Source organism: Geminocystis sp. NIES-3708 (assembly GCF_001548095.1).
Classification (GTDB): Bacteria; Cyanobacteriota; Cyanobacteriia; order Cyanobacteriales; family Cyanobacteriaceae; genus Geminocystis.
Genome location: NZ_AP014815.1, coordinates 3,268,336 through 3,285,354 on the forward strand (window position 1 = coordinate 3,268,336; position 17,019 = coordinate 3,285,354).

Sequence of the window (17,019 nt, forward strand, 5' to 3'; positions counted from 1 at the left end):
AATATTATAGAAGGCATTAATCCTGTGAGGAGATTTAAAAAGAATGAAAACTAAATTATTAATTGGTAGTGCATTATTAGCTGCGATCGCATTTCCAAATATTGCTGCAGCATCACCAATAGAAGAAGTTTTAGAGCAAATCGACAGTTATCAGACAACAAAAAATCAAGCACAAGTAACATCAGTATCACAATTAAGAGACGTTTCTCCTACCGATTGGGCATTTGAAGCCTTAAGAAGTTTAGTCGAGCGTTATGGTTGTATTGTGGGGTATCCGGATCGTACCTTTAGAGGAAATCGTGCCTTAAGTCGCTATGAATTTGCCGCTGGTTTAAATGCCTGTATGCAACAAATGGAAAGATTAATCGCCGCTAGTGAAGCAGTTACCAGAGAAGACATCGAGAAACTAAAACGTTTAATGGCAGAATTTGAAACCGAATTAGCTACCTTGGGAGCAAGAGTTGATAACCTAGAAGGTAGAGTTGCATTTTTAGAAGATCATCAATTTTCGACAACTACGAAGTTAAGCGGTGAGGTGGTTTTCGGATTAGGTAGTATTTTTAGTGGACAAAAAAACGGCGGAACAGATACCATTGAACAAGTACCAGTTTTAGGAAATCGTACCAGAATAGAATTAAGTACCAGTTTTACAGGCAAAGATTTACTTTACACTCGTCTTGCCACTGGTAATTTTCCAGATTTTGCGGAGACTGCCAATACTCAACAGGCTAGTTTAGCTTTTGCCCAACCTGATGATAATGATGTAGCGGTAGAAGTTTTAAACTATAATTTTCCTCTTAACGATAATATTACTGTTTGGTTAGAAGGGGCGGGGGGGGCATTTGATGATTTTACCAATACCTTAAGTATTTTAGATGGTGATGGTGGTAGCGGTGCGTTATCTAGTTTTGGCACAAGAAACTTAGTCTATTATCAAGGAGAAGGTACTGGTTTAGCATTAGAAGGAAAAATGGGTAGTTTTGGCTGGAGTTTAGGTTATTTAGCCACTGATGCGAATAATCCTGAAGAGGGAAATGGTTTATTTAACGGTGCTTATGGTACTATCGCTCAAATCGGTTATTATCCTAATGATAAGTTTGGTATCGCCTTTGCCTATGGACAAGGATATAATAGCTTTGGTATCGGTGAAAATAATCGTAGATTTGCCGAAATAGTCGCAGATAGTCCTATTAGTACATCCCATAACATCTATTCTTTAACTATGTCATGGCAATTAGCTAACAAATTTGTATTAGGTGGATGGGGAGGATATGCCAACGTCAGAAATCTTAATTCTTTTGATGACAATAATGCTACTTTATCTCGTGGTAGTTATGATGTCTGGTATTGGGCGGCAACTCTTGGCTTTCCTGACTTATTCAAAGAGGGTAATTTAGGGGGTGTTATCGTGGGTATGCAACCATGGCAAACGAATTTTTCTGTTAAAAATAACGGTATGGGATTACGTGAAGATGATAATTCTTTTCACATCGAAGCATTTTATGAATATGCCGTCACCGACAATATTAAAATTACTCCGGGTGTAATTGTTGTGACTAATCCAGCTAATGATAGTCGTAATGATGCTTTGGTTATTGGGGCATTGCGCACTACCTTTACCTTTTAACGATATTAAAAGTCTTTGTTGCGTTGCAGTTTATTTAACTTACTCTATCTATGACTGATTAAGGAAATCTGATAAGCTAGAACGCATCTAAGTTGACTGGTAAAGACAGGCAATAACTAATATTTAAGGTATTTTCATTAGTTTGACAAAATGCAAGTTAAATGTGCCTCCGCTTATTATCTACCTGAATTCGACATAAAATTTTTGATAATGGTAAGACATAGTAGAGTCATCACAGAATCTTGAAGGATTAATTTTATTTAACTATATCTATAACTATTGGTATATCATGTAATTTATTACGAATATACTAATAAATTAATTGAAAGTATAGTATTAATAAAATGTAAAAGTGGGATTAGGTGTGATAGGCTCTCTTATCCCAGATACTAATACAACTAAACCTCAAACTGGTATAACTATTCCTAGTGTGGGTGAACAGTTTGTAACTTTTGAAAAATATCAAAAAATTGAAAATGGAATGACTTATGATCAAGTTAAACAAATTATTGGTCATGAAGGAGAAGAATTATCACAAAATGAGATTGCAGGGATTAAAACTATTATGTATCAATGGGTTAATAAAAATGGCTCTAATATGAATGCCATGTTTCAAAATGATGATGTTGTGCAGAAATCTCAATTTAGACTGAAATAGAACTTTATTGGTGGTTAGTGATTTTTTACCTCTGGCTTCCTTTCCGTTTTATATAAACTTAAATGTTAAAATAAATCAGATCTTGCTACTTTTGCGGCATCAAAAACTTCTTGATCACTTTTTTGTTGCCAATTATTATCACCAATTTGGCTATAAAATTCTTGATCATAAGGGCGAGTACGTACGACTACGGGCATAGGTACTGCATGACCTAAAACTAAAGCTTGTTGTTTAGAGTCTAGTTTGGCTAATACCGATCTTAGCCCACTAGCACCAGAAACTCCTGTAAAAATAGCGTCAATATCTTTTTCGTCGTTGAGTAGGCAGGTAATTCTTGTACCGACTTGAGACATTACTTCGTTATCGATACCTGAAGGACGTTGATCGACAATAAGTAAAGTTACAAAATATTTACGCATTTCCCTTGCAATGGTGCCGAAAATAGTTTGATGGACAATTTTTGAATCGAGAAAACGATGAGCTTCTTCTATAGTAATAACTAATTGTCGAGGGCGATCGGTTATTTTTTGAGTTTGTAAAAATTTCTCGGCTTTTTTCACATAAGCAGTATGGATACGACGAGTAATCATATTAGTTACTAGCATATAAGAAAGCATATTACCTTGCGAACCAAATTCAATGACAACGTGTTTACCACCGTCCAATAAATTGAGAATTTCCTTGATATAATTATGAGGACAAGCTGAACGCATATACTTAAGACTTTCAAGACGTTTCAATTTTCTTTGTAGTGCCATGATTGAGCCTTGATGTCCTTGTTTTTCGTTACAAAATATTTGAATTTCCTCATTTGTCATGTTTAAAAGATTATAAATCCAATCTTTGCCGTATTCTGAAGCTAAAACATTGGCATTATCCAAACTAGCTTCCGATAAGTTTAATTCTCTGGCTATTAAGCGTAAATCCTCAATCTCAATTTGATCATAGCTCAAATATAGTTCATGAGCACTTGTTACTCCTCGACGATGAGTAGATTCTCCATCAAGAGTATAAATTTCCACCCGATTAGGAAAAAGTTGCTTTAACCCTTTTACCATACTAAATTGCTTCCCTTCACTTACCGCCGCCCAACCGTATTCTGAGTGCATATCAAACATAAGATTAACTGCGGCTTCTCTGCGAATAACTCCGGAAATTAATAACCGTGTTAAAAATGATTTTCCCGTGCCAGATTTACCGAAAATACCATTACTACGTTCTACAAAACGCCCTAAATCAAGACATACAGGGACATCCATATCCAAAGGTTGTCCGATGTAAAAATTACATTTATGGGGATCATTTTCCCAACCAAAAACCGAGCGAAAATCTTGCTCTGTGGACTCATAAACTTGACTAAAATGACTAGGAATTGTTTTTACTGGCAGAAGTTTTAATTCTGTGTCAATATCTTTTAACTTGGGAATATTGTCAAAATTGCCAATATATTCTTCTTTATTTGTCAAGGATAACATTAACATGGGAGCAATTTCGATCGTTCCATAAGTATCACTTCCTGCTAATATATCTAACCAAAAACTATCATTATGATCAGGAGGATGAGTGAAAATACGAGGGTTAGAAGTGCCTAAAGAGACATCTGTGAGAAGACAAAAAAACTTCGAGCGAGTGCCTTCTACCACCAAAAATTTTCCTACTCTCATATCTTCTACAGATATGTCAGGATGTAATCGTACTTCTAAACCACCACTTAATGAGCCTTGAATAACTGATCCTAATGGTTGTATTTTATTAGAGTTCATGTTTTAAATAATGAGGAATATGTAGAGATGAATAGTATTGATCCAAATGATAAGTAATTAGAAATTTTAAAATATGATTAACTATTAAATATAGACTTTTTTATCAATGAATTTATTAATTATAAGTAATGGCCACGGTGAAGATTTAATTGCTATAAAGATTATAAACCAGTTACGACAAATTAATCCGCAAATTTCTATTACTTGTTTACCAATGGTAGGGGAAGGATATGCTTATGTTAGAGAAAATATATCTTTTATTGCCCCTGTAAAGAAAATGCCTTCTGGTGGTTTTATTTATATGGATAATAAGCAATTGTGGCGAGATATAAATAACGGTTTAATTAGTTTAACTTTGACTCAATTTAAAGCGGTAAAATTATGGGCAAAAAATGATGGTTATATTTTAGCAGTAGGAGATATTTTACCTCTTTTATGTGCATGGTTAAGTGGTGCAAAATATAGTTTTATTGGTACAGCGAAGTCAGAATATTATTTAAGAAATGAAGATGCTTGGTTAGAGAATATCTCGAAAATTGATCGTTATTTTGGTTCAATATATTATCCTTGGGAAAGATGGTTGATGAAAAATAACCGTTGTTTTGGAGTTTTTCCCAGAGATTCAATTACGGCTCAAAGTTTACAAGAGGATAATATCTGTGCCTATGATTTAGGTAATCCGATGATGGATGATTTAACAATTTCTTCATTGCCTTCAGATAATGAAGATTCTTTGAAAATTTTACTCTTACCTGGTTCAAGATTACCAGAAGCTCTCGATAATTGGCAATTAATACTTCAAGCTGTGGAATCTATTATTGATAGTAAATATCATGATTTAACTTTTGTTGCTGCCATTACACCATCATTAAGTTTAAGTAAATTTACTGAATTACTAAGTCCTAGACAATGGCAGGAAAATCCATTAAAATCCGTGAATACACCTATTAACGATTCCCAAATAATGGTATTTACTAAGAAAGGGGTAAAATTAATTTTAAGTCAAAATGCCTATGATCAATGTTTAAATTATTGTGATATGTCTATAGCTATGGCTGGTACAGCAACAGAGCAATTTGTGGGATTAGGAAAACCTGTTATCGCTTTTCCGGGTAATGGTCCTCAATATAATCAGAAATTCGCCGAAAATCAAGCTCGTTTATTAGGAATTTCTCTACAATTAGTCAATCATCCTCAAGAAGCAGGAAAAAAAATACAAGATTTATTGTCAACTCCTGATTTATTGCATTCTATTGCCACTAACGGAAAAAAAAGATTAGGAGAAACAGGTGCTGCTAAAAGAATCGCCGAATTTATCATCAAAAAAATAGATTTGTTAACCGAAAATCGCTAAATTAATTATGGATGTTCAAGAATTATTAGAAAGATACCATAGAGGAGAAACTAACTTTGAGAAAGTTGATCTTCACGGTCAAATATTAGGTAATATTAATCTGAGTCGTATTAACCTCAAAGAAGCAGATTTAAGTGATGTTAATTTAGTAGATTGTTCATTATCAGAAGCTAATTTTAAAGAAACAAATCTTACTAATGCTATTATTCGAGGAGATTTAACAGCAGTTAATTTAATACAAGCGAATCTTCATAAAGCAAATTTAGCTAAATCCAATTTATCGGATTCTAGTTTGCGTAATGCTAATCTGAGTGACAGTGATTTTAGTTATGCCATTTTAAATTGTAGCTTGTTACACGACACTAATTTAAAAAAAGCAAATCTTAGTCATGCTACCATGATAAACTGTCTCCTGAGTCGTGCTAATTTAACTGAGGCTAATCTACAAGGTGCTAATTTACAAGGGGCAAACTTGACAAATGCCATTATGATGAATACCAACCTAGAAGGGGCAAATTTATCCTTAACTCAGATGAATGGTGTTAATGGAGTTGGTATTTATGCTGCCCATGCTAACTTTAGTCATGCCAACTTAAGTGGAGGTAATTTTGTTAAAGGAGATTTTAATAATGCTAATTTTTATGACAGTATGATGACATGGGGTAGTTTTAAGATGACTAACTTTTCTCATGCTAATTTATCAGAAGCTAAACTCCTATGGTCAAATTTTACCAGAGCGAATCTTCAAAAAGCAAATTTAGTTAATACGAATATTAGTCAAACTAATTTTGATCTGGCCAATTTAGAAGATATTATTATGACCATTGATAATTAATATTTATTATCATAATCAAAATTTTCTAATAAAATTAGCCAATGATTATTTTTCTTCACCAATGCTAGAAAATTAAATAAATGAATTATATAGATAATTTACTAGTAGATGGATTTCAGTTATTTATGAAAAAATAGTCTTTATTGACTTACATTTCTGCGATAAACTATACCATTATGACCTTCTATAAATTTTGGTAATTCTTCATATTTAATAAGCTGAAAATTTTCCATATTATAAGTGCTATAAGTAGTTAAATTTTTGTCATCAAAATTAATATCGATAATCGTTATGGTTTTGCGTGGTGCGATCGCGGTATTTAATAATTTTCGAGGTCCTGAACCTAAAGCTCCAGTGTGCAATAATTGTAAATTGCCTTTATAAGCAGGATAGTAGGCGTGTTGATGTCCGCTAATATAAGTATGTACATTATATTTTTCCAGTAAAGCTCTTAAATTTTCAGCATTACTTAATACTTCTCCAACTCTATTTCTACCTTCAGCAACGGCATATAATGGTAAATGTCCTATGATTACTCTCATTTTAGCGTCTTGAGCTTTTTTTGAGGATAGGTTTTTTTCAATCCATCTCAATTTATCATTGGGAATATTACTGGTTGAACCATCCCAAGCTAAAAAGAAAATTCCCTGTTGTTCAAAGGTATAATAAAAGGGAAAAAGACTATTATCAAGTAACTTAACTTTTGTGTTGTGAGTAGAATTTTGCCAATATTCCATGGCTAAATCTCTTTCTTGTTGAAAAGTAAATTTATAATTATTAATGGCACCTGAAGCGTCATGGTTACCGATAGTAAAACCAAAAGGAATATTTAATTTTCTTATTGGTTGTGCGATTTGACTGTCAAAAGCCTTCCACATACTGCGAATTTGTTGAGGTGTTAAAGTAGATTTTTGCCCTGCAATCATATCACCACTGCATAGTATTAGATCTGGTTGCCAAAAAGGGATCATTTTCAAGGCTAAGTGTACCTCCTTTTCATATTCTGTTGAACCATAGGCACTGTTTAAGTCACTAATAACTAATAATCTAACGTCACCTCTACGAGGTTGAGTAGGCTTATATTGATGGATAACTTCTTGAATTTCAGGAGAAAATTTCTTATTAGCTAATACTTGTTGATTGCTTAAATTTTGTCCCAAATATTCAATGATAATAAAGATGATTAAAGTTGTTATAGTTAATATTAATAACTTCTGTCTTTTTCTGTTAATTAAATTAAACATTACATAGTTCTATAATTTTGGTTTCCAGAGAATTTAAAGGATCAGCACCTAATTTTAAACTAGCTTCTAATTCTAGTAAAATAGGTAAGCTAGATAATAGTTGTTTTGCTGATCGGTTTTTTATTTCTTGTTTCAAAAAATAGATTCTTTTCGGATTGCTTATGTCAGCAGATTCTGCAATTTTTTTGTCATCTTTTTCTCCTAATTCGATCATAGTTTTAATGATCGCCCATGTACGAAACTGCCCTACTAAAGTAGCTACAATTCTTAATACTGGTTCATTTAAAGTAATTAAATCGTTAACTAATTCTAAGGCATAAGGAATATTTTGACCCAGAATTGCCTGTGCTAACTGTAAACTATTTTGAGTACTAACATTGACTAAATTTTTAACTGTTTCTTCATCAATTAGTTGTTGATTATTACCTTGATAAATAGATAATTTTTCTAATTCTTGCCATAATAAACGACTATCATTTCCCACACAGTTAGCCAAAATTTTAATCGCCTCTGGAGTTAATCTGACTTGTTTTTCAGCGGCAACTTCTTCTACTTTTTTAACTAAAATTTCGGTTTGCCAAGGAGAAATTAAAGCAAATTCAACGACTTTTGCATATTTATTGATTAATTTAGTACTTTTTATTCTCGCATCAGGTTTTTTACTGGTGGTTAGCAAAAAATGAGTTGATTCTGGTATTTGAGGAATTGTGCGTTGTAATTGGGTTAACAATTCTTCCGAACAATTTTGACATATATTTGTCTCAAATAGCCATACAAAACGAGAACCGATACCAAAAGCAGGAGTCATGACTTGCATTAAAGCAGAAAGAATAGAATCTTCTTTGTCTCCTGTAAATTTGTCAAAATTGAACTGAATCCAATTAGGATCAAGGTTATCTTGTTTAAGAGTAGAAATTGCCTGACTCATGGCAAAATCATCTTCACCCCAGTATAAATAAATTGGCATAAATAATTAGTATTGAGAAATTAGTAACTAATTTATTACAAAAATAAATAAGTATTCTTGATAAGGAGTTCGTTCAGCGACACTTCGTATTAAGATTCAACTCTATTATTCATTATGATTCGACTATATTGCTTTTAATCTCAATATTGTGATTTCATTTATTTAGTGCTGATGATAACCCACTTGATTGCTTCTATTTGTTTATAGATACAATTTATGACACAACTTTACTTAGAATTGACAATAAAAAGTTTTTACTTTTATCTTCATTTCTTGTTGTTAATTCCAAGCTAATCTAATATATGACATAAATGTTCTATTTTTTCAAAAGCTTGTTGAGTTGATAGCTTACCATTACCATGCAAACCAGCAATATAAGTCACTTCAGATGTAAACTTTTGTAATTTTTGATTAGGAATTAAGCCATTAAAATAGTCTTTGCCGTGATAAGAAGAAATTGGATAGAGAAAGTCTTGTTTAACTTTTTGAAGAACAATATTGTTCATTTTTTCTAACCCCTACACTTATTTATATATTAGACTTAAATTTATCTTAACCTAATCTTAACTTACAAAATTTAAGTGTCAACAATAATTAATATCTCAACAGAACAAGAACTCCGAAAAAACATAATCATATTTTGAAAACTGATCGAAGTTCTTCTTTAGTTTTATTTATCTAATTTCAAAAAGATTATTATCAGGTAAATTACTCACACCTCTTTGTAATTCATTGAGGGATTGATTATATCCAATAATGGCTTGTAAAAAGTTACCTCTTGCCTCTGTTAAACTTCTCTGAGCATTGATTACATCGGTTTGAGTTCCCACTCCTGCTTGAAATCTTAATCGAGCTAATCGAAGGCTTTCTGTAGCGGTAATTACTGCCGTTTCAGTGGTTTTAATATTTTCTTGATTGGCGATCAATGTATTATAAGAATTTTCTACTTGTAAACGAATTTTATTTCTTTGGTTAGCAAAATTAGTTTCTTCAATCTCAATATTACGAGTTTCTTGATCTGCTCTAGCTTTAGCGATGCCACCGTCATATAATCGCCAACTAATTCTCGCACCTGTGTTATAACCATCAGCATAACCAGTGAGGGTACTAAGATTATCAGCAAAGGTGTTAGTAAAATTGTAGTTTGCAAACAAACTTACTTGGGGGCGAGTGTCTGAAAGGGCGATTTGCCTATCTTGATTACTAATCTCTCGTCTTACCAATAACTGTTCCAATTCAGCCCTATTTTTATAAGCCATAACAATACTTTCTTCCAAAGAATATTCCCATGTTCCATTTTCTTTAATTTCATCTGCCGCCGTTAATTCTACATTTTGCCCAACACTTAAGACTTCCGCTAATCTTCTTCTGGAATTACGTTGTTCTGCGATCGCCCTTGTTAAAGCTTGATTTGCATTGGCTAAATCTACTTCTGCTTGTAAAACATCAAATTTCGTACCTAATCCTGCTTGTTCTAATAATTGAGCATCTCTTAAAGTTTGGGAAAAATCTTCAATGGCTGCTTGGGCGATGGCTACTTGAGCATCCCTATTTTGTAACTCATAATAAGTATTACTAGCATTAAAACGAGTTTCTTCGGAAATTCTTTCCACATCTAATTTACTAAGATAAACTTCTCGACGAGATCGCTCAATGGTGGCATTTCTCCGTCCACCATTATAAAGCTCGTAACCTACTTCCAATTGCCCGATTAATAAAGTTCTATTTCTACTAATAAAAGTCTCTTGTGCGGATGGAACATCATCTGCCCGTTGATTAAATTCTAAATTTCCATCAAGAGTAGGTAATTGAGCCGCTAAAGAAGCTCTTAAACCATCTTCCGACCTTTGCAATACGAGCCTAGCCGCTTGTAATTCCTTATTATTTTTTAAAGCAATTTCAATAGCCTGTTCTAATGTGATAGATTGTTCTTTTTCGATGTTAACCTCTTTAGGTTTGGTCGGGAAAAGCAAGGGATTTGCACTAGAATTAAATTTTGTAGTATTACTAATAGGAGAAGCAGAATTATTTTTGTTCATTAATTGATTATTGTTCGCCTCCTGAGCAAAGGACGGACTAATCGAACTTAAGCCTAAATATAAGGAGGTAAAGAGAAAAGAAAAACTTTTTTGATAAGACATTTGTATAATATAAAGGTTACTTTCAGATAGTTATTATAATTTATTTACTGAAAAATCTTGACAATACTTTTGTGATTAATTGTATTTGTAAGTATCGTATTTCTCCTACTTTTGAAAAAAAAGTATATAGAAAAAAATGATCCTTCTTTTTATTATTCACAAATATTAGAAAATTTAGTTAGAAATTGACTATTTATTTTAATGTGAGTCACGCTCGTTTTATCATAAAATTCTAATGACAGATAATATTATTAACTGTCAACCTGTAAAAACTAGCAAATAGTTATTGACATATTATGGCTCTTGGCTACCTTGCCTTAGTGCTACACGCACATTTACCTTTCGTTCGCCATCCAGAAAGTGATTATGTCTTAGAAGAAGAGTGGTTGTATGAAGCAATCACCGAAACTTATATACCGTTAATCCACGTTTTTGAAGGATTAAAACGAGATGGAGTCGATTTTAAAATAACCATGAGTATGACACCCCCTTTAGTGTCTATGCTCAAAGATAAATTATTACAAGAAAGATATAACGAACATTTAGAAAAATTACAAGAATTACTAGAAAAAGAAATTGAACATAATGAGCATAATGGGCATATTAAATATCTTGCCGAATATTATGCTCAGGAATTCAAAGAAATTCGTCAAACATGGGAAAGATATAAAGGTGATTTAGTCACTGCTTTTAAGCATTTTCAAGATAGTAATAACGTTGAAATTATTACCTGCGGTGCAACTCATGGTTATTTACCCTTGATGAAGATGTATCCTCAAGCGGTATGGGCACAAATCGAAGTTGCCTGTCAAAGTTATGAAGAAAATTTTGGTATTCGTCCTCGTGGAATCTGGTTGCCCGAATGTGCCTATTATGAAGGTTTAGAAAGAATGTTAGCCGATGCTGGTTTACGATACTTTCTAACCGATGGTCATGGTTTACTCTATGCCCGTCCACGTCCTCGTTTTGGCACTTATGCTCCCATTTTTACTGAACCTGGGGTAGCAGTTTTTGGTCGTGATCATGAATCTTCTCAACAAGTTTGGTCATCAGAAGTAGGTTATCCGGGTGATCCTGTATATCGTGAATTTTATAAGGATTTAGGCTGGGAAGCTGATTACGACTATATTAAACCCTATATTATGCCCAACGGTCAACGGAAAAATGTTGGGATTAAATATCATAAAATTACTAGCCGTCAAGCTGGTTTATCGGATAAAGCTCTTTATGATCCTTATTGGGCAAGGGAAAAAGCCGCAGAACACGCAGGAAACTTTTTATATAACCGAGTACAGCAAGTTCAACACTTAGCAGGAATGATGCAAAGAGAGCCTCTTGTGGTTTCACCCTATGATGCTGAATTATACGGACATTGGTGGTATGAAGGACCTCAATTTATTGATTTTCTGTTCCGTAAAGCTTGGTTCGATCAAGATTCCCTTTATATGATTCATTTAGCTGATTATTTAAAAGGACATCCTACTCAACAAGTAGCGATTCCCTCTCAATCAAGTTGGGGTTATAAAGGCTTCCATGAATATTGGTTAAATCATACCAATGCGTGGGTTTATCCTCATCTTCATAAAGGGGCTGAAAAAATGATTCATTTAGCAACCATTGAACCTGCCGATGAATTACAATTACGGGCTTTAAATCAAGCTGCAAGGGAACTATTATTGGCACAGTCTTCTGATTGGGCATTTATCATGCGTACAGGAACAATGGTACCTTATGCAGTAAGGCGAACAAAAAGTCATTTGCTAAGATTAAATAAACTTTATGAGGAGATTCTAGCAGAGAAAATTGATTCTGGTTGGTTAACACAAGTAGAGGAGATTGATAATATTTTCCCAGAAATTGATTATAGGGTCTATCGCCCACTTTAATTGAAGAAAACAAGAGAAGGAGACTAGAAGACTAATGTTCTATTTCCTTCTTTGATTAAAAAATTTTGTCCAATTATTATTAAACTTATGACTGAAGAAACTAAGGTAACAGAAACCGTAAATAAATCCGCAGAAATAAAAGCTAAACCTCCTAAAAAAGAGAAGCCTCCAGCTTTAGAAGATAAACCTTTTACCGAATTTATAGAGCAACATTTTATCCCTACTCTCAAAACTGCGTTAGAAAAACAGGGGTTAGAAAATGTATCATTAGAGTTGAAAAAAGGAGAAATTGCTATGACAGGTTTTGAATCTAATCCTGAGTGTTGGCAACTGTGGGGTAATCTTAAAAATCGTCAATTTTCTCTTTACTTCTTAAATGAAGATATAAATGGACAAAAAGCCTTTTCTTGCAGTACCGATGGTCAAAAACCCAGTACTCTTGAATCTTTTATGATTGATGAGCGCAAAGCAACTCTTGATTTGATGGTTTTATTTCTGCTTAAGCGTTTAAATGGTCAAAAATGGTTAGCTAGAAATTAATCAATAGTCAATAGTTATTTATTTCAACAATAAAGAATCTAAGAAAGATCAAGGTAAGACAGAATACGGAAACGGGGTGAAAAAAAACATCCCTATCTCTCTATTTTGTCTTTGAAAATCATTCCAAGAGTTGCCGTTGCTTTCCCTCCTAACCACATTCAAAAATCCCTATTTATTTATTCATAGTAACAATCTGTATATCACCCTATTATCAAGAGTCTGTCGTTTATTGTTTTTATAGTTCATTACTCTTTTTTTCATCTAAATATTGAGTTATATTGAAAATAGCTTTTAGATTGCGGAGAATGGAATTTATGGAATTAATGATCGAAGACTTAATGGAGCAGTTAGTCGAATTAGGTGGCTCTGATATGCACATTCAAGCAGGGGCACCTGTTTATTTTCGCATCAGTGGTAAACTTACTCCTATTGGTGAAGATCCATTGACTCCTCAAGAGTGTCAAAAACTAATTTTTAGTATGTTAAATAACACTCAGCGTAAAACCCTTGAGCAAGAATGGGAGCTAGATTGTTCTTATGGAGTTAAAGGTTTAGCTCGATTTCGGGTTAATGTCTATAAAGAAAGAGGTTGTTATGCGGCTTGTTTAAGAGCTTTATCTTCTAAAATTCCTAACTTTGATCAATTGGGTTTACCTGATATTGTCAAGGAAATGACTGATCGTCCTCGAGGTTTAATTCTTGTAACAGGACCTACTGGATCTGGTAAAACAACAACTTTAGCCGCAATGTTAGATTTAATTAATCGTACTCGTGCCGAACATATCTTAACTGTAGAAGATCCCATTGAGTATGTATTTCCTAATGTTAATAGCTTATTTCATCAACGACAAAAAGGAGAAGATACAAAAAGTTTTGCTAATGCATTAAAAGCGGCTTTAAGGGAAGACCCTGATATTATTCTGGTGGGTGAGATGCGAGATTTAGAAACTATCTCTCTCGCTGTTAGTGCGGCGGAAACAGGACACCTTGTATTCGGAACTCTTCACACTAGTTCAGCAGCTGGTACGATAGATCGTATTATTGATGTTTTTCCCTCCGCAGAACAAGGACAAATTCGGGCAATGTTATCTAACTCTTTACTAGCCGTATTTGCTCAAACTTTGGCTAAGAAGAAAAATCCCAAACCTGGTGAATTTGGACGAGCGATGGCTCAAGAAATTATGATTGTTACTCCAGCGATCGCTAACTTGATTCGGGAAGCAAAAGCACCTCAGATTTACTCAGCGATTCAAACAGGAGGTAAATTAGGAATGCAAACCATGGAACAAGCCTTAGCAGGTTACGTAAAAACGGGAACAATTAGTTTAGAAGAAGGATTAGCTAAAAGCAGTAAACCCGATGAATTAAAACGTTTATTAGTTGGTAGTGGTATGGAAGGTACTGCAACAAAAAAAAGATAAGTAATAAATAATAAGTAGTAAGTAGTAGTAATTAATAATTATTCATTGTCAATTTCTATATAAAGATATGGCTACATTTATTGTTCAAGTCAAAGATAAATCAGGTAACATACTAGAAGAAAGAGTTGTTGCCGACTCTCAGGACGAGGCAAGAAGTATTCTCAAAAAAAGATTTTCTTCCATCGGTAAAATAAAAAAAGCAGGGATGGAATTTGATCTGGCTAGTATTGAAGCGGCGATGAGTAAGGTGACGGTGAAAGATAAAGCTATTTTTTCTCGTCAATTTGCAGTATTAGTTAATGCCGGGGTAGCAATTATCAGAACTCTAACGGTATTAGCCGAACAATCTAGTAATCCAAAATTTAAAAAAGCCTTGATGATTATTAGTTCAGATGTACAGCAAGGAACTAACTTGTCTGAAGCAATGTCTAAACATCCTGATTGTTTTGATCAACTTTATGTTTCCATGGTAGAAGCTGGAGAAACTGGAGGGGTTTTAGATGAAGTAATGAATCGTCTGGCAAAATTATTAGAAGATGTCGCACGGTTACAAAACCAAGTTAAATCAGCGATGGCTTATCCTGTAACGGTAGGAATTTTTGCCGTATTAGCTTTTTTGGGAATGACTATTTTTCTGATTCCTGTATTTGCTGGTATTTTCGATGGTTTAGGTGCGGAACTTCCAGCTTTAACACAATTCATGGTGAACTTAAGTAACTTTTTAAGAAGTCCTAAAGTAGTTTTACCTATTTTCGGTTTTATTGGTGCAGTGTTTGCTTTTAAACAATATTACAAAACCCCAGCAGGGAGATTACAAATCGATCAACTAGCCTTAAAAGTACCTATTTTTGGGGATTTAAACGAAAAAAGTGCAGTTGCTCGTTTTTGTCGAGTATTTGGTACTTTAACTCGTTCGGGTGTTCCAATTCTTCAATGTTTAGATATTGTACAAGAAACTATCTCTAATAAAGTTATTGCTAATGCTATTGGAGCGGCTAAAGATGCAGTTTTAGAAGGAGGAATGTTAAGTTTAGCGATCTCTGAAAGAAAAGTATTTCCCGCCATGGCAATACAAATGATGATGATTGGTGAAGAAACAGGGGAATTAGATTCTATGATGATGAAAGTGGCTGACTTTTATGAAGATGAAGTAGAACAGGCAGTCAAAGCTTTAACTAGCGTCATTGAACCTATTATGATGGTAGGTATTGCGGGAATGGTAGGGACTATTTTATTGTCTATGTATCTTCCAATGTTCGCTATTTTCGATCAGTTAGGCTAAAAATACTATGTCAAAAAAAATAATTATCCACTATTAGATGATGAGTATAAAACAATCAGATTATGAAACGGTACTAGCTGATTATAGTAATCGAGAGCGTATTGTTTCTTTGCTAGGTCAATATCGTCAATATTTAGAGATGATACCTAGTATGAGACGACCTAGTGATAGCGTTATTGCTATTCCTTTGCCTCTGGCAAAAGTACGTAATTTAAGGACAGTTTCTGGAGATAATTTAAGTCAGATGTGTTTGGACGAAGTTACTCCTATTCCTTGCGATTTAGCCATCTTAATGTGTGATCCTGAATGGAAGATTAAAATGGGGGTAGAAATACTGGTATTTATCCATCGTCCTCAAGAAGATTTTTCTGATTTACTAAGACGTTGGCGACAATCACAAATTTATCTTCATAAAGAATATGAATGGGTTATGCCTCATGCTGAAGAACATATTTTTAGTGATTTAGCGGAACAAATTCACCCATTATTTATTGTTTTTCCTCAAACTTCTGAAAGAATTAAAAAAGGCTTATTAGGGTCTTCTTTGCCATATATTGAATATATTCCTGAAGCGTTAGCGGATCAAGAAAGTGAACAAGCATTAACTTATTAGAGTTCTCCAAGAAATCAGGCAATAGCCAACATCAGTCAAAATTGATAATTTCTTCCCTTAAATTGATTTTATTTTTAACTGTGGGGGGTTTTGATTAGATTTTATATGAATTCTCTCAGAAATTAAATAAAATTAATTCTTTTATTGTGGGCTATCGTTTGGTTTTTCATTGTTTACAATTCCATCAACTTGATCTAATTCAATATTTGTACCTAAATCTAGTACTTCTATATCCCATTGTCCACGACGGGCAGTCTCAAAAACAATATAGCGACCATCAGGGCTAATACGAGGATTTCTGAGCCAACTACGATAACCTTGAGTTAATAATTGAGTTTGTTTGGTAGCCCGATCATATAAAAATATATCTGGTCGCCCTTGAATGCTTGATATATAAGCAATATATCGACCAGTACGACTAAGACTAGGACTATCTGTAATGGCATTTGGTAAATTTAAACCGGGCAAACTTACAAAAGATTGTTGCTGTAAATCATACAGTAAAACTTCTCTGCGTCCATAACGATTAGAAATCATTGCTAACCAACGACCATCACCACTAAGAGCTGGTTGTTCGTCATTATATCGACTATTGAGAGAATTAGATAGAGAAGGTAAATTATTAGAATTACAACCACTGATGAGCCAACCAGAAGATAGAAGAAGAACAAAAAAAAATAGCTTCAAA

General features: G+C 33.6%; 15 protein-coding genes. 9 read left to right on the forward strand and 6 right to left on the reverse strand.

The genetic code is table 11. The annotated features are described in order from the left end of the window. Positions 1 to 43 precede the first annotated feature (43 nt). Both GM3708_RS14445 and GM3708_RS19080 read left to right on the forward strand, forming a co-directional pair. Positions 44 to 1,627 carry an iron uptake porin gene (locus tag GM3708_RS14445; protein WP_082714140.1) on the forward strand — a complete coding sequence of 528 codons (1,584 nt, stop codon included), beginning with the start codon at positions 44 to 46 and terminating at the stop codon, positions 1,625 to 1,627. Positions 1,628 to 1,979: 352 nt separating this feature from the next. Next, positions 1,980 to 2,285: a DUF3862 domain-containing protein gene (locus GM3708_RS19080; protein ID WP_066348421.1), complete on the forward strand. Its 306-nt coding sequence runs from the start codon at positions 1,980 to 1,982 to the stop codon at positions 2,283 to 2,285. Between the two features lie 65 nt (positions 2,286 to 2,350). Here GM3708_RS19080 and GM3708_RS14455 read toward each other — a convergent pair whose 3' ends face one another. Next, positions 2,351 to 4,048, reverse strand: coding sequence for an ATP-binding protein (locus tag GM3708_RS14455; RefSeq protein WP_066348423.1), 1,698 nt, complete (start codon positions 4,046 to 4,048; stop codon positions 2,351 to 2,353). Between the two features lie 106 nt (positions 4,049 to 4,154). Here GM3708_RS14455 and GM3708_RS14460 point away from each other — a divergent pair, with 106 nt between their 5' ends. Together GM3708_RS14460 and GM3708_RS14465 are read left to right on the forward strand one after the other, a co-directional pair. Continuing rightward, complete coding sequence (locus GM3708_RS14460) at positions 4,155 to 5,402, forward strand: lipid-A-disaccharide synthase-related protein (RefSeq protein ID WP_066348425.1); 1,248 nt, start codon at positions 4,155 to 4,157, stop codon at positions 5,400 to 5,402. 7 nt (positions 5,403 to 5,409) lie between these two features. After that, complete coding sequence (locus GM3708_RS14465) at positions 5,410 to 6,237, forward strand: pentapeptide repeat-containing protein (protein ID WP_066348427.1); 828 nt, start codon at positions 5,410 to 5,412, stop codon at positions 6,235 to 6,237. Positions 6,238 to 6,377: 140 nt separating this feature from the next. Here GM3708_RS14465 and GM3708_RS14470 read toward each other — a convergent pair whose 3' ends face one another. The 4 genes from GM3708_RS14470 to GM3708_RS14485 form a co-directional block, all read right to left on the reverse strand. Beyond that, entirely contained in the window at positions 6,378 to 7,481 is a 1,104-nt protein-coding gene (locus tag GM3708_RS14470; protein ID WP_066348429.1) for a metallophosphoesterase, read from the reverse strand. Further along, positions 7,474 to 8,448 (reverse strand): DNA polymerase III subunit delta, encoded by a 975-nt coding sequence (holA, locus tag GM3708_RS14475; RefSeq protein WP_066348431.1) that lies wholly within the window; start codon positions 8,446 to 8,448, stop codon positions 7,474 to 7,476. The genes GM3708_RS14470 and holA overlap by 8 nt, the downstream gene beginning before the upstream one ends. A 290-nt stretch (positions 8,449 to 8,738) precedes the next feature. Next, positions 8,739 to 8,954, reverse strand: coding sequence for a hypothetical protein (locus GM3708_RS14480; RefSeq protein ID WP_066348433.1), 216 nt, complete (start codon positions 8,952 to 8,954; stop codon positions 8,739 to 8,741). Positions 8,955 to 9,122: 168 nt separating this feature from the next. Beyond that, positions 9,123 to 10,487 (reverse strand): TolC family protein, encoded by a 1,365-nt coding sequence (locus tag GM3708_RS14485; RefSeq protein WP_315862629.1) that lies wholly within the window; start codon positions 10,485 to 10,487, stop codon positions 9,123 to 9,125. Between the two features lie 398 nt (positions 10,488 to 10,885). Here GM3708_RS14485 and GM3708_RS14490 point away from each other — a divergent pair, with 398 nt between their 5' ends. The 5 genes from GM3708_RS14490 to GM3708_RS14510 all read left to right on the forward strand — a co-directional run bounded on the left by GM3708_RS14490 (position 10,886) and on the right by GM3708_RS14510 (position 16,331). Continuing rightward, on the forward strand, positions 10,886 to 12,475 hold the full coding sequence (locus tag GM3708_RS14490; protein WP_066348437.1) for a glycoside hydrolase family 57 protein: 1,590 nt from the start codon (positions 10,886 to 10,888) through the stop codon (positions 12,473 to 12,475). 87 nt (positions 12,476 to 12,562) lie between these two features. Further along, complete coding sequence (locus tag GM3708_RS14495; RefSeq protein WP_082714142.1) at positions 12,563 to 13,015, forward strand: DUF2996 domain-containing protein; 453 nt, start codon at positions 12,563 to 12,565, stop codon at positions 13,013 to 13,015. 314 nt (positions 13,016 to 13,329) lie between these two features. Continuing rightward, on the forward strand, positions 13,330 to 14,436 hold the full coding sequence (locus GM3708_RS14500; RefSeq protein WP_066349502.1) for a type IV pilus twitching motility protein PilT: 1,107 nt from the start codon (positions 13,330 to 13,332) through the stop codon (positions 14,434 to 14,436). A 67-nt stretch (positions 14,437 to 14,503) separates the two neighbouring features. Further along, a complete protein-coding gene (locus GM3708_RS14505) occupies positions 14,504 to 15,718 on the forward strand; it encodes a type II secretion system F family protein (RefSeq protein WP_066348441.1) in 1,215 nt (404 codons plus the stop codon). 40 nt (positions 15,719 to 15,758) lie between these two features. Beyond that, a complete protein-coding gene (locus GM3708_RS14510) occupies positions 15,759 to 16,331 on the forward strand; it encodes a hypothetical protein (RefSeq protein ID WP_066348443.1) in 573 nt (190 codons plus the stop codon). Positions 16,332 to 16,472: 141 nt separating this feature from the next. Here the strand turns inward: GM3708_RS14510 and GM3708_RS14515 are convergent, their stop codons facing one another. Continuing rightward, positions 16,473 to 17,018, reverse strand: a complete 546-nt coding sequence (locus tag GM3708_RS14515) for a TolB family protein (protein ID WP_066348448.1) — start codon at positions 17,016 to 17,018, stop codon at positions 16,473 to 16,475. Position 17,019 lies beyond the last annotated feature (1 nt).